General features: G+C 36.7%; 21 protein-coding genes. 10 read left to right on the top strand and 11 right to left on the bottom strand.

All coding sequences use genetic code 11. The annotated features are described in order from the left end of the window. Positions 1 to 540: 540 nt before the first annotated feature. From MKO96_RS18015 to MKO96_RS18005, 3 genes are all read left to right on the top strand, one after another. Positions 541 to 1,614 (top strand): glycosyltransferase family 4 protein, encoded by a 1,074-nt coding sequence (locus MKO96_RS18015; protein ID WP_000378314.1) that lies wholly within the window; start codon positions 541 to 543, stop codon positions 1,612 to 1,614. Between the two features lie 207 nt (positions 1,615 to 1,821). After that, positions 1,822 to 2,559, top strand: a complete 738-nt coding sequence (locus MKO96_RS18010) for a polysaccharide deacetylase family protein (RefSeq protein WP_087983137.1) — start codon at positions 1,822 to 1,824, stop codon at positions 2,557 to 2,559. A 104-nt stretch (positions 2,560 to 2,663) separates the two neighbouring features. Further along, positions 2,664 to 5,339: a sigma-54-dependent transcriptional regulator gene (locus MKO96_RS18005; RefSeq protein ID WP_240588272.1), complete on the top strand. Its 2,676-nt coding sequence runs from the start codon at positions 2,664 to 2,666 to the stop codon at positions 5,337 to 5,339. Between the two features lie 100 nt (positions 5,340 to 5,439). On the opposite strand, the gene exsM is transcribed toward MKO96_RS18005, so the two are convergent. Beyond that, the gene (gene exsM, locus MKO96_RS18000; RefSeq protein ID WP_240588271.1) at positions 5,440 to 5,853 is read right to left on the bottom strand and encodes an exosporium regulatory protein ExsM; all 414 of its coding nucleotides are present in this window, start codon (positions 5,851 to 5,853) and stop codon (positions 5,440 to 5,442) included. Positions 5,854 to 6,043: 190 nt separating this feature from the next. On the opposite strand from exsM, the gene MKO96_RS17995 reads away from it, so the two are divergent. Next, the gene (locus MKO96_RS17995; RefSeq protein WP_240588270.1) at positions 6,044 to 7,225 is read left to right on the top strand and encodes a chromate transporter; all 1,182 of its coding nucleotides are present in this window, start codon (positions 6,044 to 6,046) and stop codon (positions 7,223 to 7,225) included. Between the two features lie 40 nt (positions 7,226 to 7,265). Here MKO96_RS17995 and chbG read toward each other — a convergent pair whose 3' ends face one another. The 5 genes from chbG to MKO96_RS17970 form a co-directional block, all read right to left on the bottom strand. Then, on the bottom strand, positions 7,266 to 7,970 hold the full coding sequence (gene chbG, locus MKO96_RS17990) for a chitin disaccharide deacetylase (RefSeq protein WP_240588269.1): 705 nt from the start codon (positions 7,968 to 7,970) through the stop codon (positions 7,266 to 7,268). Positions 7,971 to 8,018: 48 nt separating this feature from the next. Then, entirely contained in the window at positions 8,019 to 9,344 is a 1,326-nt protein-coding gene (gene celF / locus MKO96_RS17985) for a 6-phospho-beta-glucosidase (protein WP_240588268.1), read from the bottom strand. A gap of 3 nt (positions 9,345 to 9,347) precedes the next feature. Next, positions 9,348 to 9,671, bottom strand: coding sequence for a PTS lactose/cellobiose transporter subunit IIA (locus MKO96_RS17980; RefSeq protein ID WP_000989050.1), 324 nt, complete (start codon positions 9,669 to 9,671; stop codon positions 9,348 to 9,350). Between the two features lie 183 nt (positions 9,672 to 9,854). Continuing rightward, positions 9,855 to 11,162, bottom strand: a complete 1,308-nt coding sequence (gene celB, locus MKO96_RS17975; protein WP_240588267.1) for a PTS cellobiose transporter subunit IIC — start codon at positions 11,160 to 11,162, stop codon at positions 9,855 to 9,857. 16 nt (positions 11,163 to 11,178) lie between these two features. Beyond that, positions 11,179 to 11,481, bottom strand: coding sequence for a PTS sugar transporter subunit IIB (locus MKO96_RS17970; RefSeq protein ID WP_001023569.1), 303 nt, complete (start codon positions 11,479 to 11,481; stop codon positions 11,179 to 11,181). Positions 11,482 to 11,907: 426 nt separating this feature from the next. On the opposite strand from MKO96_RS17970, the gene MKO96_RS17965 reads away from it, so the two are divergent. Together MKO96_RS17965 and speD are read left to right on the top strand one after the other, a co-directional pair. Further along, positions 11,908 to 13,083 (top strand): polyamine aminopropyltransferase, encoded by a 1,176-nt coding sequence (locus MKO96_RS17965; RefSeq protein ID WP_240588266.1) that lies wholly within the window; start codon positions 11,908 to 11,910, stop codon positions 13,081 to 13,083. Positions 13,084 to 13,101: 18 nt separating this feature from the next. Next, entirely contained in the window at positions 13,102 to 13,473 is a 372-nt protein-coding gene (gene speD, locus MKO96_RS17960) for an adenosylmethionine decarboxylase (protein WP_240588265.1), read from the top strand. Positions 13,474 to 13,577: 104 nt separating this feature from the next. Here the strand turns inward: speD and MKO96_RS17955 are convergent, their stop codons facing one another. From MKO96_RS17955 to MKO96_RS17940, 4 genes are all read right to left on the bottom strand, one after another. Continuing rightward, positions 13,578 to 13,631: a hypothetical protein gene (locus tag MKO96_RS17955; RefSeq protein WP_240588383.1), complete on the bottom strand. Its 54-nt coding sequence runs from the start codon at positions 13,629 to 13,631 to the stop codon at positions 13,578 to 13,580. A gap of 75 nt (positions 13,632 to 13,706) precedes the next feature. Then, positions 13,707 to 14,024, bottom strand: a complete 318-nt coding sequence (locus MKO96_RS17950) for a PTS sugar transporter subunit IIA (protein ID WP_240588264.1) — start codon at positions 14,022 to 14,024, stop codon at positions 13,707 to 13,709. A gap of 9 nt (positions 14,025 to 14,033) precedes the next feature. Beyond that, positions 14,034 to 15,335: a PTS cellobiose transporter subunit IIC gene (gene celB / locus MKO96_RS17945; RefSeq protein WP_240588263.1), complete on the bottom strand. Its 1,302-nt coding sequence runs from the start codon at positions 15,333 to 15,335 to the stop codon at positions 14,034 to 14,036. 14 nt (positions 15,336 to 15,349) lie between these two features. Beyond that, positions 15,350 to 15,652, bottom strand: coding sequence for a PTS sugar transporter subunit IIB (locus MKO96_RS17940; protein ID WP_240588262.1), 303 nt, complete (start codon positions 15,650 to 15,652; stop codon positions 15,350 to 15,352). A 222-nt stretch (positions 15,653 to 15,874) separates the two neighbouring features. Here MKO96_RS17940 and MKO96_RS17935 point away from each other — a divergent pair, with 222 nt between their 5' ends. The 3 genes from MKO96_RS17935 to MKO96_RS17925 all read left to right on the top strand — a co-directional run bounded on the left by MKO96_RS17935 (position 15,875) and on the right by MKO96_RS17925 (position 18,857). Further along, positions 15,875 to 17,092, top strand: coding sequence for a dicarboxylate/amino acid:cation symporter (locus MKO96_RS17935; protein WP_240588261.1), 1,218 nt, complete (start codon positions 15,875 to 15,877; stop codon positions 17,090 to 17,092). 184 nt (positions 17,093 to 17,276) lie between these two features. Continuing rightward, positions 17,277 to 18,434 (top strand): acyltransferase, encoded by a 1,158-nt coding sequence (locus MKO96_RS17930; protein WP_240588260.1) that lies wholly within the window; start codon positions 17,277 to 17,279, stop codon positions 18,432 to 18,434. Positions 18,435 to 18,476: 42 nt separating this feature from the next. Next, complete coding sequence (locus MKO96_RS17925; protein WP_048542560.1) at positions 18,477 to 18,857, top strand: VOC family protein; 381 nt, start codon at positions 18,477 to 18,479, stop codon at positions 18,855 to 18,857. Between the two features lie 39 nt (positions 18,858 to 18,896). Here MKO96_RS17925 and MKO96_RS17920 read toward each other — a convergent pair whose 3' ends face one another. Next, entirely contained in the window at positions 18,897 to 20,897 is a 2,001-nt protein-coding gene (locus MKO96_RS17920; RefSeq protein WP_240588259.1) for a YhgE/Pip family protein, read from the bottom strand. A 135-nt stretch (positions 20,898 to 21,032) separates the two neighbouring features. Between MKO96_RS17920 and MKO96_RS17915 the strand changes: the two genes are divergently transcribed. Then, positions 21,033 to 21,917 (top strand): LysR family transcriptional regulator, encoded by an 885-nt coding sequence (locus tag MKO96_RS17915; protein WP_240588258.1) that lies wholly within the window; start codon positions 21,033 to 21,035, stop codon positions 21,915 to 21,917. The last annotated feature ends 13 nt before the right edge of the window (positions 21,918 to 21,930 follow it).

Raw genomic sequence — 21,930 nt, 5'->3', positions numbered from 1 at the left:
TTTACTTCTTTATTATATGAATTACTTTTCCCATTCTTTTTTAAGTTTTTGTAAAATTACATGTAAGAATATAAAATGAAACTTTATTCAGTAAGGGTCGTCCATCATCGACTAATTATTAGTTAAACCAATCAGGCTTTTACAGGAATTAAGATCCCCACCTAACTTCTTTTCTCCAACTGAATTTTGAGGTGTGAACCTTACTGCCCGTTCATGCGGATAAATTCCCACATTTTAACACGAAACTTACTCATTTCTACGTGTAACACTTATAATACTGAAATAAAAGTATTCACTATCGAAGAAAAAGAGAAAATGTCATATTCCAAAGCCCAATACGATTAACCTTCTCAAATGATTCAACATTCTGTATACAATTGTCATATATTCTATCCGCTTCCATTTACCACACAAAGAAAAAAAGATTGAATTCTAATCTTTTTGTGATACCATATGTTATGAGCCTGTAAATAAACATCATAATTTTCAGATAAATATATTAAAAAAAATTACGTTAGACTATAAAAGGGTGGGGTATTAATGGACTCACAAGTGATTTATGCCATCTTGGCATCTTTCATCACTGTACTCGTCGTTACTCCTTTAGTTATTAAGTTAGCTTTTAAAATAGGAGCAACAGATAAGCCAAACGCTCGTAAAGTGCATCAAAAGATTATGCCTCGTCTTGGCGGGTTAGCGATATTTATTGGTGTAGCTGTAGGATTTGTTGTCGGCGGCTTATACGAACAAAGAATGTTATCGATAACGCTAGGTGCGATTATCATTGTAATCATCGGTATTTTAGATGATATGTACGAGTTATCTGCGAAGGTAAAATTCGGTGGACAACTACTAGTTGCCATGATGATTGTAAAAAGCGGATTATTAGTGCAAGTATTATATATCCCAATCCTCGGGGATACTGAACTTGGATGGCTTGCCTATCCAATTACAGTATTTTGGATTGTAGGTATTACAAATGCAATCAACTTAATTGATGGCTTAGATGGGTTATCTGCTGGTATTTCATCTATCGTACTTGCAACGCTAGCATATATGGCCTTCACTAGCCCATGGGGCACTGGAGCCGCTATTATCTTACCACTAGCATTAATTACATTAGCAAGTACAATTGGATTTTTATTCTACAACTTCCATCCAGCAAAAATTTTCATGGGAGATACAGGCGCACTATTTTTAGGATACTGTATTTCTGTTATATCGTTACTTGGATTATACAAAAGTGTAACGTTATTCAGCTTTATCGTTCCAGTTATCATTTTAGGCGTACCTGTATTTGATACGACATTTGCAATTATCCGTCGTATCGTAAATAAAAAACCTATTTCAGCACCAGATAAATCGCATTTACATCACCGTTTACTTGCAATGGGCTTCTCTCATCGTAAAACGGTACTAATTATATACGCATTTGGTATTTTCTTTAGTGTAAATGCAATCATTTTCTCTAGTGCGACATTATGGTTATCCATTATTCTTCTTTTCGTTTTAATCTTCTTTACAGAAATCATTGCTGAAGTAATTGGGCTTGTACATGAACGTTACAAACCACTTATTTCCTTTTATAAAAAAGTGAAAAAACGCGAAGACTAATTGTAGTATAGCCTTTACAATTATGAAATATTCAAATAGCATCCTCTTATAAGAAAGAGGATGCTATTTTTTATTTTTTATTCCTCATTTCATATTTCCAAAATATAGTTTGTTTGAGAGTCCCACTATTGGAGAAAGATATACATAATAAGAAAAGGATTATATTTTCTTTTTTACATCTTGATTGTCAAACTGAGGGTGAATGTTATGATCAAGCGAGTATTTCAATACATTATTTTATTTTTAACGATTACTATGTACGCGTCATCTCATGCAGGAGCAACTACAATGACCCCTGCTGAACATCATCCAAATACTGAAACTACCTCTCCTATCAAAAAAATCGCGTACTTAACATTTGATGACGGACCAAACAAATATACTACGCAAATTTTAAACATCTTAAAAGAAAAGAACGGAAAAGCAACTTTCTTTGTTATTGGTGGAAAAGTGCCCCATTATAAAAAAACAATGCAACGATTAATTAAAGAAGGACATTATATCGGACTTCACAGTATGTCACACGATGTAAAACGCCTTTACACTGGCGATCCATCCGCTTTAATTACAGAGATGGAACAAACACAAAATATTGTTCAGCAAGTTACAAAATTAAATACACATCTCGTCCGTGTCCCGTATGGTAGCATGCCTTACTTAAAAAAGAATTACCGTGATGCACTTGTATCCGCCCAGTATAAAATGTGGGATTGGACAATCGATACATATGACTGGAAAAGCTATGACAATCCTTCTGCCATACTAGAAAGAGTACGTAATCAGAGCGATGAACAAGTCGAAGTGATTTTAATGCATGATTCGAGTGTAACTGTACAAATACTGCCTAAAGTAATTGATTACTTACAGTCACAAGGATACAAACTTCTTCCCTATAATCCATCTTCTCACCTCGAAGTGAACTTTTGGAAAGACACAAGATTGTAACAGCTTTAGTGCCTATTTGCTAAAGCTGTTTTATTTTTCTCTTCCCACCCTTCCCATTTTTGTGTAAAATTTTAAATAGTGATGAAGTTTCGAGGTGAATAGAAATGAAACGAATAGATCTCATTTTTAACGCAATACAAGAAGGCAATTATATAGAAGGTGTAACCGCATCAGAACTCGCTACCCTTCTACAACTAGATCGTGCCAATGTAAGTAGCGACTTAAACAAACTTGTAAAAGATAAACGTTTATTAAAAACAAATACGCGTCCTGTTCATTTTTATATAGAAACGAACGCTTCGTTGGAAACGCATTCAAAGGAAATGACTTCATTAGATACATTTGCAATTGAAAATACAAGCCTTAAAATCGCAATCGAAAAAGCGAAAGCTTCTATTCTCTATCCTCCAAACGGTATGCATACTTTACTGCTAGGAGAAACAGGAGTCGGAAAATCTATGTTCGCTTCTTTAATGCACGAATATGCAATTGAAGTTGAACAGCTTCCTAAAAATGCACCATTTATCGTCTTTAACTGTGCCGATTACGCAAATAATCCACAGCTACTACTGGGGCAGTTATTTGGGATTAAAAAAGGAGCTTATACAGGGGCAAGTGATCAAAAAGGGTTAATTGAAAAAGCACATGAAGGGATTCTTTTCTTAGATGAAGTACATCGCCTTCCTCCAGAGGGACAAGAAATGCTTTTCACCTTTATTGACCGCGGGGTATACCGCCGCCTTGGAGAAACAGAAAACGAGCGTAAAGCACAAGTATTAATCATTACTGCAACAACAGAAGAACCAAATTCATTTTTATTAAAAACATTTACAAGACGTATACCAATGACTGTTACGCTGCCACCACTTCGTGAGCGTACACATAAAGAACGATTTGCTTTACTGCAACTATTTTTCACAAATGAAGCAATCCGTCTGCGAAAGGAAATTCACGTTAGTCCGAATGCAATGCGCGCTTTCGTCTTTTACAATTGTCCCAATAACATCGGGCAATTAAAAACGGATGTACAAATTGCCTGTGCGAAAGCCTATTCTGACTTTGTGACAAAGAAACGTGATTCTGTCTATGTTTCAAGTACAGATTTACCTTGGTATATGAAAGAAGGGCTATTCATTGAAAGAAAGAGCCGTCATCTATATCAAATACCAAATGAAACATTTATATTTACAGGTGATGAAGGTTGGAGTAATCATAAAATAGAGAATGAAAAACGGTCTTCTATTTACGATTATATTGATTATAAATACGAAGAACTTCAAGCTCGCGGTATTGAAGAGGACGAATTAGAATTACTAATAGAAAATGATATTCAAAGCTTTTTCGTACAATATTTTAACCAAATATCTAAAAAAACAAGTCATGAAAATGTTTTTAAAATTGTGGATCGTAATATCGTTTCCGTATGTGAAAGAATTGCGGAACTTGCTGAAAAGCATTTATCTAAGACGTTTGATGAAAAAGTATTTCTCGCTTTAAGCCTACATGTACAGACAACTCTACAACGTTTGCAAGCTGGGAAACAAATTCATCACCCACAATTAAATCAAATTCGTACGAAATATAAAGACGCTTTTTCCGTAGCTATGCAATGCATTCAACTACTGGAGGACGAATTACAAATAACAATGCCTATTGATGAAGCAGGCTTTTTAACAATGTTCTTCGTTGTTGATCCAATTCCTGCCTCGCAAACAGAAGTAAAAGTATTAATATTAGCGCACGGCAACGGCATCGCAACAGAAATGGCAAACGTCGCAAACGAACTGCTCGGCATTGAGGAAGTAACCGGTATCGATATGCCGTTACATGAATCGCCGAAAGATTTCTTAGAGCGTGTGAAAGTGTATATGAAAACACTCCAAAATGTAAATGGACTTCTCTTACTCGTCGATATGGGCTCGCTCGCTTATATTGGTGATATATTAGAAACTGAGTTCAAAATTCCGGTACGTGTTCTTTCCATGACAAGCACTCCACATGCACTAGAAGCAGCTCGAAAAGCTCAACTTGGCTACTCGTTAGATGCATTATATGAAACAGTGAAGAACTTAACACCGTTTTACTTAAACGTACAAGAAGAAAAGAAAAAGCCACTATCACCAATGAAGTCTGTTATTTTAACAGCTTGTTTAACTGGGGAAGGCAGTGCTTTAGCTATTCAAAAAATGTTAGAGAACTATTTGCGATTTGACAAAGACTTAATTGAAATTATTCCGATTAGTATCGTCCATGAAAAAGATTTAACGAAAATGATTGAGAACATAAAAAAAGAGCGGAATATCATTTGTATCGTCACAAATTTCGATGTGCAGGTACCATGCTTAACATATCATTTCCAAGACATTGTAAACTACACAGCGATTCAGCCAATTCAAGAATTAATTACGTATGAAGAAACATATGCAAAAATGGCTGATATTCTGGAGCAACAAATGCAGCGGAACGACGGAGCATTACTTATTAAAACAATTCGTTACGCATTAAATACAATTCAAGAATTAATTTCCTTACAGCTAACTCCCGACAGCTTAATGGGTGTGATTCTGCATATGAGCTGTATGGTTGACCGTCTTCAAAAAGGAGAAAGCCTCCTCCCTCATCCAGATAAAGAGAAACGAAGACAAGATGAGTACTGGATGTATATGAAAGTGAAAAAAGCATTACAACCAATTGAAAATACATTTGAAATACAAATACCTGATGATGAAGTGTTTTATATCATGGACTTCTTCATTAAAAATCAGCCTGTAAAAAATTAATCGAAGCAGTTTTTTAAATATATCGATTTGCCGACAATAACCACTAAAATTTGTACCTTATAGAAAAAAAGGCTGTTCCAAAATATGGACAGCCTTTTTTCTACTTCTTTACTTTTCTGATTCTCCCCCTGATTTCGCCCTTCTTATTAGACTTTGTATAAACATTTACATATACATTCGCCTGAATGATTTCATGAAGTAAACTATCAAACGCTCTCCCCTGTAAAGGCCCTTCAAAATCCTCCACATTGACTACACCGGTCACGACTCCTTCATTTACACTAATACCTTGCTTTATTGGACCAAACAAATTTAAAACCACTGGACCTATTTGATCCGCTTTTCCTAAATGAATTTGGCATGCTGTAACTTTTTCGATGTTTTTCAATATGATCCGATATTGTAATTTCTTTAAATCATCACTAAATATAAACTCTGTTACACCATAAGCTTCTGTATTTACAGGAGGTATTTCCCTCTTCCCTGTTAACCTCGCAAAGAAATGTGTTGTCATACAGGCATTCTCCTTATATAAATTTCCCAGCACTACTTCTACTACTTTATGGTTTATACATAATCATTTATGACTTTTTCAAGTTTTAATTACGAAGAAAAGATTCACACAATCTTTACATTAGAATCGTTCCTTTTGCTTTACTATCTCTTGTATAATGCACATAGAAAAAACATTATAGGGGGTTCCTTTGAAAAACAACAATTACACTTTTCACACATTATTGGAGATTTTTCTCGTCTCATTTAAATTAGGACTTACTTCATTTGGTGGTCCTGTCGCCCATCTCAGCTATTTCCACCACGAATACATACAAAAAAGAAAATGGATGGATGAACGAAGCTATGGAGATTTAGTAGCACTATGTCAATTCCTTCCTGGTCCCGCTAGCAGTCAAGTCGGTATGGGAGTTGGATTATTAAGAGGCGGGGTATTAGGAGCTATTATTTCATGGATTGGATTCACTCTACCTTCTGTGCTTGTTTTAGTTTTCTTCGCCTCATTCCTTAATCAGTTCGATCTTGGAAGTGCTGGCTGGATTCATGGACTAAAACTTGTAGCCGTCGCTATTGTCGCTCATGCCATATGGGGAATGGCGCAAAAATTAACGCCAGACCGAAATCGTGCGACGATTGCTATTGTAACTGCCGCAATTGCCTTACTATGGCCAAGTAGCTGGACACAAGTCATTCTCATTATAGTATCTGGCTTTATCGGCTGGTTTTTATATCGTAACCAAGCAATTAGCCAATCTCAAAATATAAAAGTACCTATTTCAAAAACGATAGCAGTTTCTTGTCTCATCTTATTCTTCGGACTATTACTACTGCTACCAATATTAAGACCGTTCTCTTATTACATCGCTTTATTTGATAGTTTCTATCGCTCTGGTGCACTTGTATTTGGAGGCGGACACGTCGTGCTCCCCCTTCTTGAAGGTGAGTTCGTACAAAACGGAATGATGACGAAAGAACAGTTCCTAGCTGGATACGGATTAACACAAGCCGTACCAGGCCCACTATTTACATTCGCTTCTTATATAGGAGCTGTGTTAAACGGGACGCTTGGGGCAATACTCGCAACAATTGCGATCTTTCTTCCTGCTTTCTTGCTCGTTATTGGTGTTTTACCATTTTGGGACAGTGTGAGAAAAATCTCTTACATACAAGGCGCACTACTTGGAATCAATGCAGCCGTCGTCGGTATTTTATTAGCAGCTTTTTATGATCCTATTTGGACAAGCACAATTATGAACGCTGTAGATTTTGTTTTTGCATCTCTTCTATTTTGCTTGCTCGCTTTTTGGAAAACACCACCTTGGGTTATCGTTATACTTGGAGCCTTTGGCGGACACGTTCTATCCATTTTGTAAATAGAAAAAACGACGGCATTATGTAGCCGTCGTTTTTCTATTAAAACTTCACAAGATCTATTCCTTCAGGCAACTTACTCTCTGTTAAAATACGCAATTCTTTCACACGATCCATTACGTAAGAAGAACGCTTCACAAGCTCTGGGTCAATATAAGCTGGATGAACCATAATTTCTACCGTTTGTTCATCTTGTACTCTTTCTTTTAACTTCACAAAGTAATCTTCCGTCACACCATCCGCATAAAAGTCACTGTAAAACACGTCAGAAAACGGGCGTACTGCTCGCTCTTCCTCACAACGACGAATTGGAACATTATATGTAGCCGCTAACCTCTCAAGAACATCGTGCAAGATCGGTAATCCATGCACGTGATGATGACTATCTAAATGAGTTGGTTTTAATCCGTAAGATAGGAATTTCTCAATTTGAGCAGTCCATTCTCTCTCAACTTCTTCTGCATTTAGCTTCCCTTCCCATACGACGCTTTGTTTATGAAAAAATCCATCGCTATTTACAAGTGATGGTACGTCTCCGAGAAGAGGTTCCCCTGCCGTTAATACGAGATGTACGCCTACTCCGAGTAGGTTATATTCTTTTGCTAAGCGTACCGCATGCTCTGTTCCTGGCATATTCATCATCATCGTCGTTGAATTTACAAGTCCATTTATATGTCCATCGATAATGCCGTAATTTGTACCTTCTGTAAGACCAAAATCATCTGCGTTTACAATTAACTTAATCATCGTAATACCTCCTAATAGAATAAAAAAAGCGGGCTAAATAGCGCCGCTTTATTTCTCTACCTTTTTGAAGAACTGCGGAAGATATTCTTTATGTGCTTCCAACATTTCATCTAAAATTTGTTTTGCAACTTTATCTGATGGTACAAGTGGATTAATTGTCATAGCAAGCAGCGCTTTATGATAATCCCCTGTAATAGCAGCTTCAATTGTTGTGCGCTCAAATGATTTAATTTGTTGTACTAAACCGCGAACTGGTACGGGAAGATCTCCAACTGCAATTGGTTTTGGACCTTCTTTCGTAATAATACAGTTCACTTCAACAGCAGAGTCATGTGGCAAGCTTGCAATTGTTCCGTTGTTTCGTGTATTAACAGGCTGGATATCACCTTTATTATTGTAAATAGACGTAATTAAGCTACATGCTGCGTCACTATAATAAGCGCCCCCACGTTTTTCTAATTGTGGTGGTTTAATATCTAAATTCGGGTCTTTATATAACTCGAATAAATCATCTTCTAATTGTTTTACTACTTCTGCACGTGTACCTTTTTCAATTGAAGCTTCTTTCTCTTCTTCTAACATTTCACGTGTTTTGTAGTAATAACGATGGTATGGACATGGAATTGCACGAAGGCCGCGAATAAAGTCTGGTTCCCAGTTAAGCGCTGCGATATTTTCCATCGTAATTTGCTTTTCTGGATCTGTTACAAGCTCTAACACACGATCCATTACACTTACGCCATCTAAGTATACATCTAGTCCGTATACCATATGATTTAAACCTGCAAAATCAACGTGTACACGACTTGCATCTACTTCAAGTAATCTTGCAAGACCCATGCGGATTCCGATTGGAACGTTACATAGACCAACTACTCTTTGAATATTTGTATAACGAAGGACAGCTTCTGTTACCATACCAGCTGGGTTCGCGAAGTTAATTAACCATGCATTCGGACAAAGCTCCTCCATATCCTTACAAATATCTAAAATAACAGGAATCGTTCTCAGCGCTTTGAATAAACCACCAGGACCATTCGTTTCCTGACCGATTACATCATATTTTAATGGGATTGCTTCATCTTTTGCACGAGCTTCTAATAAACCTACGCGAAGCTGCGTTGTTACGAAGTCAGCACCTTTTAACGCTTCACGACGATCAAGTGTTAAATGTACCTCGATTGGTAAACCAGATTTTTTCACCATACGTTTCGCTAAGTTACCAACGATTTCTAACTTTTCTTTTCCTGCCTCAATATCTACTAACCAAATTTCACGAACAGGAAGCTCATCATAACGCTTAATAAATCCTTCAATTAACTCTGGTGTATAACTAGATCCACCGCCGATTGTAGCAATTTTAATTCCAGTCATGCTTTATTCCCCTTTCGCTTCTAACTTTTTATAAAGGTCAATAAATTCTGCTGCTAATTCTTTTACTGTAATCGCATTCATTAAATGATCTTGTGCGTGAATTAAAAGAACACTAATCTCTGTTTTTTCTCCTCTTGCTTCTGATTGTATGAGCTCTGTTTGGAAATGATGCGCTTCATTAATCGCTTCTTTCGCCTTTACCATCGCTTCATCAGCCTCTGCCATTTTCCCCTGTTTGGCAAATTGAAGTGCCTCCATTGCAAAGCTTCGTGCATTACCACTATTTAAAATTAATTGGAATGGAATTTGTTCTGCTGTAGTCATCATAATTACCGCCCTCTCTATTATGGCTCAACCGATTTAAATACCTCTTCAGTTTGAACATTTCTATTACATTATTATTTTATGAATGATAGTTTGGTGTTCTTGTAGATGGGTCTCATCTTTTTGAACATGATATAAAGGTAATTGTTCTCACAGATAACGTTATCTGTGAGAACAATTACTATGTTACATAGGTACAGAGTTGTTATTTCCTTGTGCTGCTGCTTTTTCAGTACGAACAACAGAACGGTCAGATAATACAACGAATGGATAGTAGATTACCATCGCAATTACAAAGTTGAATAACTGTAGAATTGCACCTGAAAGATGTCCACCTGTTACAAGATAACCACTAATAATTGGTGGTGTTGCCCATGGGATCATCACAACTGTTTTTGGTACCCAACCAATAGATATAGCTGTATAAGAAGTAATTACTAACACAATTGGTGTTACGATAAACGGTAAGAATAAAATTGGGTTTAAAATAATTGGTGTACCAAAGATTACTGGTTCGTTAATGTTAAATGCACCAGGTCCAATTGATAAGCGAGATACACCACGTAATTGTGCACTTTTTGCTACGAGTAATACCACTACTAAGAATGCTAATGTCGCACCAGAACCACCAAGGTATACGAAAGTATCAAAGAATGGTTTTGTAATAATATTTGGAACATCAAATGCAGATGTACCACCTTTGAATAAATTCATATTTTTCTCTAATGCCGGTAAGTATAATGGCTCAATAATACCACCAACGATATTTGGCCCATGTAAACCGAAGAACCAAAGAAGATGAACAAGGATTACAATGATAATTGCACTTGGTAATGTCCCTGCTAAACTTTGCAGTGGTGATTGAATCGTATTAAAAATAAATTCATGAACACTTGTACCAGCTAATTTCACTGCTAATTGAATACCTGCAACTACTGTTAAGATAACAAATGCTGGAACTATAGCTGCGAAAGATCTTAAAACTGCTGGCGGTACTCCATCAGGCATTTTAAAAGTAATGTTTCTTTGTACAAAGAAACGGAATACCTCAGTAACAAGGAGTGCCACGATAATTGCTACGAATAGCCCTTGTGCCCCTGTCCAAGCTAAGTTCAATCCGCCTTCTTTCGGTGTTGTTGGCGTAAGAATAATTAACGCACCAAATGAAATAATACCTGCTGACAAACCATCAACGCCGTAAGATTTTGCTAAGTTATAACTTGTTGTAAATGCTATGATTAGTGCTAAAATTGCGAAAGAACCAGTCCACATTCCACCGCCAACTTGTTTCCACGTTTCACCAAACAAACCTTTCATGAACTCTTGGAAAGCTTCAGACGGAAAACCATTAATTAGTGATGCCAGTGCACCAACTAAAATAAGTGGCATAACTGCAATAAATCCATCACGGATCGCAGCTAAGTGACGTTGCGATCCGATTTTACCAGCGACAGGAACAATATATTTCTCCATGAATGCAATAAACTTTTGCATTTCGCTTCCCCCCTAATTATTTTTTAAGTGTTAACGCGTGATCTAAAACTGCTTCTCCATTCATCATGCCGTAGTGCATTGGATTGATAACGTCGATTCCAACGTTTCTCTCATCAGCAAGCGTTTTCATTGAAGAAAGCATGTAACGAACTTGTGGTCCTAGTAATAATACATCTGCTTGATCGATATTTGTTTTTACTGCATCCCCAGATACAGCCCAAATCTTTCCTTCTAGACCGCGAGCTTTTGCAGCCGCTTCCATTTTTGTAACTAGTAAACTTGTAGACATCCCTGCTGAGCAACATAATAAAATATTCATTTGAAAATCCCCCTTGTGTAGTATAAAAAATTTATGTTTATTTATTTTTCTTTACGCTATTTATTATTGCAATTAGCGTGCCAACTTTTTAAAACCACTAAAATCAGCACTTTTTCGACTGTTTTCTTTGTGTGTTAACGCTTTCAATTAGTGTGTCACCAAAAAACCACACAGTGTGTTATAAAACAACACGCTTTTAACACATAACTGTATGAAAATAGATTAGTGTTTAGTTGTCTAGTTGTGTTTAAAACAAAAAAACAGTATTTTTTTTAAAAAGCGTAAAAATATAATGAAAAAATATGATATTTCAACTCAAATCAAAAACAAATACCTATTCAAGATACTCGTCTAGTTATTGTCCAGTCAAACTCTATTAAATTACATAGAATAGAAGAAAATAAAGTATTTTAAAAGGGGATTCCAATGCCAAAACATAGAAAAAAGAATAGAATGAAGATTTATAGAATACAGGTTCCAAATAAATGGTATAAACAAGAAGAGGATTCTGAATTAAATTCCAACACGGATGCACTAGATCAACAGGACACTGAAGATAAACAGGACAAACAAGACAAACAAGATAAACACGACAAACCAGGTAAACCAGAAAGACCTGATAAACAAGACAGACCTGACGAACCAGCTAAACCTGATGAGCATGACAAGCAAGTACAATCGGAAAATGTAAGCATAGTACCCTCAGATTCACACGGCTTAGATGTATGGGATGAAATTTCCCTAAAAGAAATACAAACTGGTGAACATACAAGTTTATTTGAAAAAAAAAGTAATTATCAAAACATTAATTTACTCCAAGTAAGCGACATTCGTCTATATTTGGATAAGCAACTACAATTTAGTTCCGTCGATGAGCAAATCTATCATGAAGCACTTGTTCATCCAATTATGGCAAAGGTAATAGATCCAAAACGCGTTCTCATCTTAGGCGGTGGCGATGGTCTTGCTTTAAGAGAGGTTTTAAAATATGAAACGGTTTTACATGTAGACCTTGTCGACTTAGACGAAGAAATGATTACAATGGCTCGCAATGTCCCAGAATTAGTTTCTTTAAACCAACGTGCATTTTTTGATGAGCGTGTAAATGTACATGTATGTGACGCAAAAGAATTTCTGAACTCTCCTTCCTCTTTATATGATGTAATTATTATTGATTTTCCTGATCCAGCGACGGAATTATTAAGTACTTTATATACAAGTGAACTATTTGCTCGTATAGCTACGTTTTTAACAGAAGATGGTGCATTCGTCTCTCAATCTAATTCACCTGCTGATGCACCTCTTGTATATTGGGGTATCGGTAACACAATTGAACATGCCGGATTAACTGTGAAAAGTTATCATACAATCGTCCCTTCTTTCGGAACTGACTGGGGATTTCATATCGCTGCTAACTCCTCCTTTGTACTCGATCAAATTGAGCAATTATATGTTGTGCCAACTCCTCGAACATTACCTTCTCTTCTTGCTCCTTTGTTTCAATTTAAAGAAGAACATTTAGAGCAACGTAATAATGCCGTTTTAAATTCAGAATCTAACCTTACCCTACATCATTGCTATCAAAAAGAGATGCAGTTTTGACCAGGAGGGTATGAACGTATGGAATATTCTACGTTTGGGCGTCATATAATAGTAGATTTATGGGGCGTAGATTTTTCTCTATTAAATGATATCTATTTTTTAGAGCATCATTTAATTGATGCTGCGAATCGCTCTGGTGCTCATGTTTTACATGTAAGTAACAAAGAATTCCATCCATATGGAGTGACGGTATTACTTTTATTATCAGAAAGCCATCTCTCTATTCACACTTATCCTGAAAAGAAGTTTGCAGCAATTGATTGTTATACTTGTGGCACATCTGTTGATCCTCAAGAAGCCATTGATTCTATAATAAGCGTTTTAAAACCAGAACGTATGCATATAAAAAAATTAATTCGTGGTGTAGGAGAATTTATTACTATCGATTAATTACCATTCCCATTTTCCACGAAGAAGGAGGCTTGTTAATATGAAAATACCATCAGTGGAGCTCATAACACTCCACTGATGGTACGCACACATACATAGTTTATTCATCTTAATTGATGATTTAGTTTTGTGATTTTTCGTTTCCAATATAACGTCATCGTAAACCATATAACGACGTAAGTAATAATGAAAGTATCTTTACAAAACATAAAAAAACCTTGCATACGCAAGGTTCATTCCGATACTGACATCTTCTTATATAATTCTACAAATTCACTCGCTAATTCCTTCACCGTAATTGCATTCATTAAATGATCTTGCGCGTGCACCATCAGAAGGGTAACTTCGGTCTTTTCACCACCAGCTTCTTTCTGTATGAGCTCCGTTTGTACACGGTGCGCCTCTTTTAATTCCTCTAACGCTTCTTGTAATTTCGCTTCTGCTTCTGTAAATTCTCCACGCTTTGCGCAATCAATTGCTTCCATTGAACAACTTCTCGCATTTCCCCCATGCAAAATTAAGTGAAAAGCCTTCGTTTCTATCGTATCCATTTTAGTTCTTTACTCCCCCTTTTCTTCCGCTAACTTTTGTTTATCCCATATTTTTAAGAACGGTAAATAAATGAAGAATGCTAGTGCAAAGTTAATGAGTTGCAAAATAACACCTGAAATTTTTCCGCCGGATCCTAAATATCCACTAAACAGAATCGGTGTCGTCCAAGGTACAGCTGCTCCACTCGGACGGGCAACTAACCCCCATTCCATCGCAAAGTAAGAAACAATCGTTAATACAACCGGAACTACTATAAATGGAATTAGTAACAATGGGTTCATGACAATTGGCATACCGAAAGTCACCATTTCATTAATATTAAATATACCAGGTGCAATTGACAATCTACTTAAACTTTTTAATTGCTGACTTCGTGCAAACAATAACATTCCAATAACTAAAGCAAGTGTCGCACCAGATCCGCCCATATAAATCCATAAATCAAAAAACTGTGCGGTGATCGTATTCGGTACATCTTGACCCGCTTGAAAAGCAACTCGGTTTTGATCCATTAACGACAACCAAACTGGACTCATTACACCACCAACAATAGTAGCTCCATGAATTCCACATGACCAAAGAACATGAACGAGAATAACAGCTATTATTGCGCCCCAAAGACTAGCACCAAGTACACTAAGTGGTTCCTGTAAAATTTGCCCCACAATATTATGGATACTGCCAAAAGAAGTATTTTCTATAATTAAGCGTAAAATCCAAATAACCGTTACAACAATAAATCCTGGAACAAGCGCGGCAAATGAACGTATCACAGCTGGCGGAACTGTCTCTGGCATCTTTATAATTATCTTTTTTTGTACAATAAACCGATAAAGTTCAGTAGATATAAGTGCAATAATCATTGCTACAAATAACCCTTGGCTTCCCATTAACGCAGCTGGGATAGCACCTTCTACAAGTACACTCTCTTTTGTACTTGGTATAATATATGCAACTTGAAATGGCGTCGCAAGTAAAAACGTCACAAGCGATAATGCCCCGGATGCTAAAGCGTCCACTTTATAATATTCTCCAAGTCTGTAAGCGATTCCAAAAACAGCTATTAAAGCCATTATATTAAAAGTTGCACTAACTGGATACCCCAAAGCCCTCTGCCAATTCTCCCCAAACAAACCTGCCATAAAATCATTATAACCTGGTATTGGTAAAGCACTAATGATGAGGAAAAATGATCCTATAATTAAGAAAGGCATCGTCAATACAAGTCCATCACGAATTGCTAGCAAATGCCTCTGTTCTGCAACCTTTCCCGCTACTGGCATTACATATTTCTCTAAAAACCGTATCATCTATCCCACTCTCCTCATGGTTTCATTGACAAAGCTGCTTGTAAGATAGCTTCTCCATTACAAAGCCCGTAATGGACAGATTGAATGACATCAACAGGTACTCCCTTCTCCTTACATAACTCTTTCATTTTCGGTAATAAATAACGTACTTGCGGTCCAAGCAAAAGCACATCCGCAGTATCAATATGATTTCGCACTTCTGAACCTGATACCGCCCAAATCTTTACCTCTATCCCTTTTGCCTCTGCTGCTTTCTCCATTTTTGTAACAATCAAACTGGAAGACATTCCCGCTGCACAGCAAAGTAAAATATTCATCTCGCTCCCCTCCCCCTTTTTCCAAACCTAAGTTACGGTGCATCCTTGCCACCACTAGGTTACAAATATATATGTCTAGATTTCCTGCTGTATGCCGAGCTTAAAAACAAAAATTTCTCGATTTTCACGCTATTCCATCTATCGGTATTTTCCTAGTAAAGAGGGCTCTAACTCGCTATAATAATTCAGTATGATTTTTTTAATTGATAGGAGGATATATTTATGAAGGCATATCGCTTTCCGCTTATTTTATTATCTTCTATCCTAATTGGTGGTTTCATTGGTTATTTCATGGGTGCCGATGCCGTTGCTTTAAAGCCGCTTGGTGACATTTTCTTAAACTTAATGTTTACGATTGTTGTACCTTTAGTGTTCTTTAGCATCGCGTCATCTATTGCTAATATGGATGGATTAAAACGTTTCGGTAAAATTATGTCTAGTATGGCTGGAACTTTCTTATTTACAAGTATTTTAGCTGCTATTTTTATGATTATTGTCGTGAAAGTATTCCCGCCAGCACAAGGTGTTGTATTAGAACTAACGCAGCCCGATAAAGCTGAAAAAGCTGTTAGTGTTGCAGATCAAATCGTCGGTATTGTAACAGTATCTGACTTCTCGAAGTTACTATCTCGTGAAAATATGTTAGCTCTTATTTTCTTCTCTATCTTAATGGGGGTTGCAACTTCAGCAGTTGGTGAAAAAGGAAAACCATTCGCTGCATTTTTACAAGCTGGTGCAGAAATTTCAATGAAAGTTGTATCTTTCATTATGTACTACGCTCCAATCGGACTTGCTGCTTACTTCGCGGCATTAGTTGGTGAATTCGGACCACAACTTCTTGGAACTTACTTCCGAGCAGCAATGGTATACTATCCAGCGTCTCTAATTTACTTCTTTGTATTCTTCACATTCTATGCATACCTTGCGGGTCGCAAACAAGGTGTACAAATTTTTTGGAAGAACATGGTATCTCCTACAGTTACATCACTAGCAACTTGTAGTAGTGCTGCTAGTATTCCAGCGAACTTGGAAGCAACGAAGAAAATGGGTATCTCTTCTGACGTTCGTGAAACAGTTGTCCTTCTTGGATCTACACTTCATAAAGACGGATCTGTTTTAGGTGGCGTACTAAAAATTGCTTTCTTATTCGGTATTTTCAACATGGAATTCGAAGGACCGAAAACATTAGCAATTGCACTTGTTGTTTCTCTATTAGTAGGAACAGTAATGGGCGCTATTCCAGGTGGTGGTATGATTGGTGAAATGTTAATCGTTTCTCTATACGGCTTCCCGCCAGAAGCATTGCCAATTATCGCAGCAATTAGTACAATCATTGATCCTCCTGCAACAGTGTTAAACGTAACAGCAGATAACGCTTGTGCCGTAATGACAGCTCGCCTTGTAGAAGGTAAGAACTGGATCAAAAACAAATTTGCTTAATAAATAGAAAGAGGATGCTCCTAACAAGCATCCTCTTTTTTGTTGTGATAGATATATTCAAAAATCGTTGATAGCATTTCATTCATTGCTCCCCGCCACAAATTTGTTAAAATCTTCACAAATATTCCACACCTATTATCCATTCTCCGTACTATAATCATGTATGGAGAAGGAGATGTACCTAATGACACAAAGCGCACCAGAATTTAAAGTTTTGCAAAGCATTGCATTCCTTGCTGTCGTTTTGCAAAGTTCCTTATTATATACAATGAATCAAGGAAATGTCTTACTTGAGCAATCCCTCATTATGGGCATGCTATTCAACCTTGCAAAATTTTCAGCACCTGCATTCATATTTATCGTCGGCTTTCATTTAATTCGGCAATATACGAAGCAACTAGCCTACACAGAATATATTTATGAAAAAGCCGCACATTTACTCATTCCTTATTTCTTCTGGTCTATTCTTTACTTATTAACAACAAACGATATGATTACACTACAAAGCGGAATCAAAAGTTTATTACTCGGAACAGCCGCGCCCCATCTTTGGTACGTGATTATGATGTTCCAAATTCACTTATTGTTCCCTTTGCTGTGCACACTATTTTATTGGTTTCAAAAACGAACAGAAAATAAAAAAGACATATATAAATATATGACCATCTTTGCTTGTCTATATTTCCTCTTAATGTGGTATTCTTCCCACTACATTTTTAATGGAGAGAAATTGACTAGCTCAACCATTTTACATTATACAGATCGTTCCTTCTTCTTCTACTCATTCTATTTCGTCATGGGAGGAATCGCTGCTGTCGCACTAAAAACTTGGCGTTTATTTGTCATGAAACATATCCCGCTTATAACAATGTTATTTTTCGTCTTATTTTTATTTATCAATTATGAGTTATTTAGTTTTTACGGAGCAAACTCTATTCATTTAACCGTTTCAACTTATTTAAAACCGTCTATGTTTTTATATATCGTATGCGAAATTATTATACTTTACGTGCTGTCTATTACAATCGTACAACGACGAGGTTTCTTATATAAAGCATTACGATTTATTGGGAGTTACACGTATGGTGCTTATTTAGCTCATTTTTTCTTCTTGCAACTATGTACAAAATTTCTTTCTTTATTCACACTGCAAGAAAACACAATATTATATAGCCTATTATTATTCACAATAACGGCCACAATCTCAATTTCAGCAATGGTCATTTGCAGTACACTACCAGTTCATACGTGGATTACAGGACCTTCTCCTACGAAAAATGTGAAATGGGCTAAGATTGTACTTCGAAAAAATCACGAAAAGGTATTCAAACCATATCTTTGATATAATAGAATTCCATACAAGAAAAGAAAGTAGGACACACCTATGATTAATCAAATTGGACAAATTATGTTATATGTAAATAATCAAGATGAAGCAGTACAATTTTGGACTGAGACAGTAGGATTCCAAATTATTGCAGAAGAAAATAACGGACAAGGCTTTCGCTGGATTGAAATTGCACCAACGAAAGAAGGAGGCACAAGCATCGTCCTTCACGATAAAGCGTTAATTGCGAAGATGCAACCTGAATTAAACTTACATACGCCTTCACTTATGTTCTTCTCTAATAACTTAGATCAACTGTATAAAGATCTTTCTGAGAAAAACGTTACAGTTGGACAAGTTGTAGATTTACCTACAGGTAGAGCATTCAACTTTGCTGATAATGAAAACAATTACTTTGCGGTAATGGAGCGTAAATAAAAAAGAAGCTATCCTAAAAAACGGATAGCTTCTTTCATTTTAAGAAACTTGTTCTGCATTCGTTTCCCTATGTTGTATATGACTCGTAATCCAAGCAATTCCGCCAGCAACAACGAGATAGCATAACAATATTAAAATTTGCATTTGTAATTGTGACCAATCTCCTAAAGAGATAACATCTTGTAATCCTCTAAGAGAATGGGACATTGGGAGAAACTGTCCAATTTTACTAAGAACAGCTATATTTAATTCTCCTGGGAAAGTACCCCCGCTCGTCGCTAATTGCAGGACGAGAAGCGTTACTGCTAAGAACTTTCCAACAAGACCAAATACTGTTACTAACATAAGAATAAATGTCATGAACGTAAAGGAAATAACGATACTAGATAAAACAAAGAGTGGCACACTTGCAACTTCTAATTTCATAACTCCTAGCACAGCCACATCCACAAGTAATGCTTGAATAAGTCCAATTACATATACCAATCCTAGTTTATTAATAAAATGTACTGTTCCGCTTACCTTCATATTTTGTCTACGGCCAAGAGGTAAAATATTCGATGCCATAATTCCGCCAACATAAAATGCCAGTGATAAAAAGTATGGTGCAATGCCTGAGCCGTAGTTAGGCACATCAGAAACTGTCGACTTCACTAATTGAACCGGCTCTGAGAACATCGTATTACGTGCATCATCATTGCGAACATCCGCTATCTTCTCTGCGCCCTCTCCTAATTTCGTAGAAAGTTCTTTCGCACCATCATCAAGTTTAACAAGTCCGTCCGCTAACTTATCAGCACCATGATTCAGCTCTGTTCCGCCAATCGCAAGGTGATTTACACCTTCTTGTAATGTTGTAAATCCATTTCCCCACTTCGTAAATCCATTAGCTACATTCGCAGCACCATCTGCTATCTTTTTCGTTCCAACAGTAGCTTCGCTTAACTTGACTCCGAATGTATTCATACCTTCTTCAATCTTATTCTGACCGTCAGCAAGCTTCTTCGCACCTTGTGTCAATTGTTGTTGGCTATTATTTAAAGTGTTTGTTGCTTTAGCTAATCCGTTAGAAGTAGCAATGATCTTTTGAAAAGCAGGGTCTTGCTGCACTTCTGGGTGACTTTTCACGTACTCTTCTAATTGTTGTTTTACACTATTTGCTGCATTGTCCGCTTTCACTTGCCCTTCAGCAAGTTTCTCACTTCCATTCACCCATTCATTTGTACCAGCACTTAATTCACTAACCCCTGATTGTAAATTTTTTTCACCTTGAGCTAATAACGCCATACCACTATGAAGTGAGGTTGCCCCTTCACTCAGCTCATTTGCGCCGCCGCTTAAGGCAGATTGGCTAGAAGCAAGTTTTTCACTTCCCTCTTTCACTGTTGATGCCCCGTCACTTAAACGATGAATACCATCTGCAAGCTGATTCGCCCCATTTTTTGCATCTGTCGTTCCTTCATGCAGCTTCTCAGCACCATCACTTGCATCACTCAATCCTTGTGCCAAATCTTGAAACTTAGAAAAGACACCTTCTGTATAAGATTTCGTAATACTATTTGAAATTTTTGTTTTCATATTTTCAACAGCTGTCGTTCCGATTTGAGCTGCTACAAAGTTTTTACCCGGATTTACTTTGTACTGAAGCTGCGCTGGCTCTGGTTTCTCATCCATAAGTGTACTTACCTTTTTAGAGAAATCCTCTGGAATCGTAACGACCATATAATACTTATCTTCTTTTAACCCTTCATCAGCATTTTTTTCTGATACGAAATGAAAAGCTAGTTCCTTATTCTCTTTTAAATTTTTGACAAAATCGTCTCCTGCATGAATTGTTTTTTCATCCATCGCAGCACCCTTATCTAAATTTACAATCGCAACAGGTAATTTATCTAATCGTCCGTATGGATCCCAATATCCAGCTAAAAAGAATCCTGAATAAATTAAAGGAACGATTAATAAAAAAATTAAAGCGATACGTCCATGTTTATGATGCCACATCGCTTTCCAATCTTTAAATATAAGTAGAATTCCCTTCATGAAACATACTCCTTCTCCTAATTTAACACCATTAGAATGGTTTAACAGATTTACTATACACGCCCATTTTCATACTGTATAATACATCTTTAATTATCAATTCATTCCTTTTGGTCTATAGAAAGGAGAGTCAAAATGGAACTTCTTCAACTAAAATACTTTCAGACAGTCGCACGATTAGAACATATGACAAAAGCCGCTGAAGAACTGCATATCGCACAACCTTCGCTCAGCAAAACAATCGCTAGATTAGAAAAGGACTTAGGCGTCCCATTGTTTGATCGCCAAGGTCGACAGATTACGTTAAACTCTTTTGGAAAAGTATTTTTAAAACGCGTAGAGCGCATTTTTCATGAATTAAGTGAAGGCGAACGAGAAATTAAAGATTTAGCTGAATTACAACAAGGCTCTATTACACTGGCAGTTTCTATTCCGAGAATATTACCAGAACTACTCGGTTCTTTTTTACTAGAGCATCCTAACGTTCGATTCCAACAATTTCTCGCATCTACTCCTTCTATGAAGCGACAACTAGATAATATAGAAATTGACTTTTGCATTTCTTCTGTGCCGATTGAAGGCGAGGAAATTATGTGGGAACCACTTATTACAGAAGAAATTTTCTTAGTTGTCCCTTCAGGCCATCGTTTATCAGGACGTGAAAGTATCCATCTGCATGAGGTAAAAGACGAACCATTTATTAGTATGAACACTGGTTACGGGTTTCGGCACTTAACGGATGAATTTTGCAAGGAAGCTGGCTTCACTCCACATATCGCTTTTGAAGTAGATGAACCAACCGTGATTAGTGACCTTATTAAGCAAGGTCTCGGCATCGCCTTTGTCCCAAGTTTAACTTTATTAAAAAACTCTACTTTAGCATTAAATAAGTTACGTATTATTGAACCCAATTGCGAGAGAACTATCGGATTAAGTTGGTCGAAGAAACGCTACTTATCAAAAACCGCTCAGCAATTCCGTAAATTCGTAATTGACTACTTCTCCAATATTAGAACGTAAAATTATATCGACT

The sequence above is a fragment of the Bacillus sp. ES1-5 genome, assembly GCF_022487605.1.
In the GTDB taxonomy this organism is placed as follows: domain Bacteria; phylum Bacillota; class Bacilli; order Bacillales; family Bacillaceae_G; genus Bacillus_A; species Bacillus_A wiedmannii.
This window is presented reverse-complemented; position numbering and strand designations above follow the sequence as displayed.

Excerpts from the sequence above, each read along its gene's own strand:
- celF (WP_240588268.1), bottom strand. The coding sequence starts at position 9,344 with ATGACTGGAATTAAAATTGCTACAATCGGCGGTGGATCTAGTTATACA.
- MKO96_RS17940 (WP_240588262.1), bottom strand. The coding sequence starts at position 15,652 with ATGAATATTTTACTTTGCTGTGCAGCGGGAATGTCTTCCAGTTTGATT.
- celB (WP_240588267.1), bottom strand. The coding sequence starts at position 11,162 with ATGCAAAAGTTTATTGCATTCATGGAGAAATATATTGTTCCTGTCGCT.
- MKO96_RS18015 (WP_000378314.1), top strand. The coding sequence starts at position 541 with ATGGACTCACAAGTGATTTATGCCATCTTGGCATCTTTCATCACTGTA.
- MKO96_RS17980 (WP_000989050.1), bottom strand. The coding sequence starts at position 9,671 with ATGATGACTACAGCAGAACAAATTCCATTCCAATTAATTTTAAATAGT.
- exsM (WP_240588271.1), bottom strand. The coding sequence starts at position 5,853 with ATGACAACACATTTCTTTGCGAGGTTAACAGGGAAGAGGGAAATACCT.
- chbG (WP_240588269.1), bottom strand. The coding sequence starts at position 7,970 with ATGATTAAGTTAATTGTAAACGCAGATGATTTTGGTCTTACAGAAGGT.
- MKO96_RS17965 (WP_240588266.1), top strand. The coding sequence starts at position 11,908 with ATGCCAAAACATAGAAAAAAGAATAGAATGAAGATTTATAGAATACAG.
- MKO96_RS17935 (WP_240588261.1), top strand. The coding sequence starts at position 15,875 with ATGAAGGCATATCGCTTTCCGCTTATTTTATTATCTTCTATCCTAATT.
- MKO96_RS17920 (WP_240588259.1), bottom strand. The coding sequence starts at position 20,897 with ATGAAGGGAATTCTACTTATATTTAAAGATTGGAAAGCGATGTGGCAT.
- MKO96_RS17970 (WP_001023569.1), bottom strand. The coding sequence starts at position 11,481 with ATGAATATTTTATTATGTTGCTCAGCAGGGATGTCTACAAGTTTACTA.
- MKO96_RS17915 (WP_240588258.1), top strand. The coding sequence starts at position 21,033 with ATGGAACTTCTTCAACTAAAATACTTTCAGACAGTCGCACGATTAGAA.
- MKO96_RS17925 (WP_048542560.1), top strand. The coding sequence starts at position 18,477 with ATGATTAATCAAATTGGACAAATTATGTTATATGTAAATAATCAAGAT.
- celB (WP_240588263.1), bottom strand. The coding sequence starts at position 15,335 with ATGATACGGTTTTTAGAGAAATATGTAATGCCAGTAGCGGGAAAGGTT.
- MKO96_RS18010 (WP_087983137.1), top strand. The coding sequence starts at position 1,822 with ATGATCAAGCGAGTATTTCAATACATTATTTTATTTTTAACGATTACT.
- MKO96_RS17930 (WP_240588260.1), top strand. The coding sequence starts at position 17,277 with ATGACACAAAGCGCACCAGAATTTAAAGTTTTGCAAAGCATTGCATTC.
- MKO96_RS18005 (WP_240588272.1), top strand. The coding sequence starts at position 2,664 with ATGAAACGAATAGATCTCATTTTTAACGCAATACAAGAAGGCAATTAT.
- speD (WP_240588265.1), top strand. The coding sequence starts at position 13,102 with ATGGAATATTCTACGTTTGGGCGTCATATAATAGTAGATTTATGGGGC.
- MKO96_RS17950 (WP_240588264.1), bottom strand. The coding sequence starts at position 14,024 with ATGGATACGATAGAAACGAAGGCTTTTCACTTAATTTTGCATGGGGGA.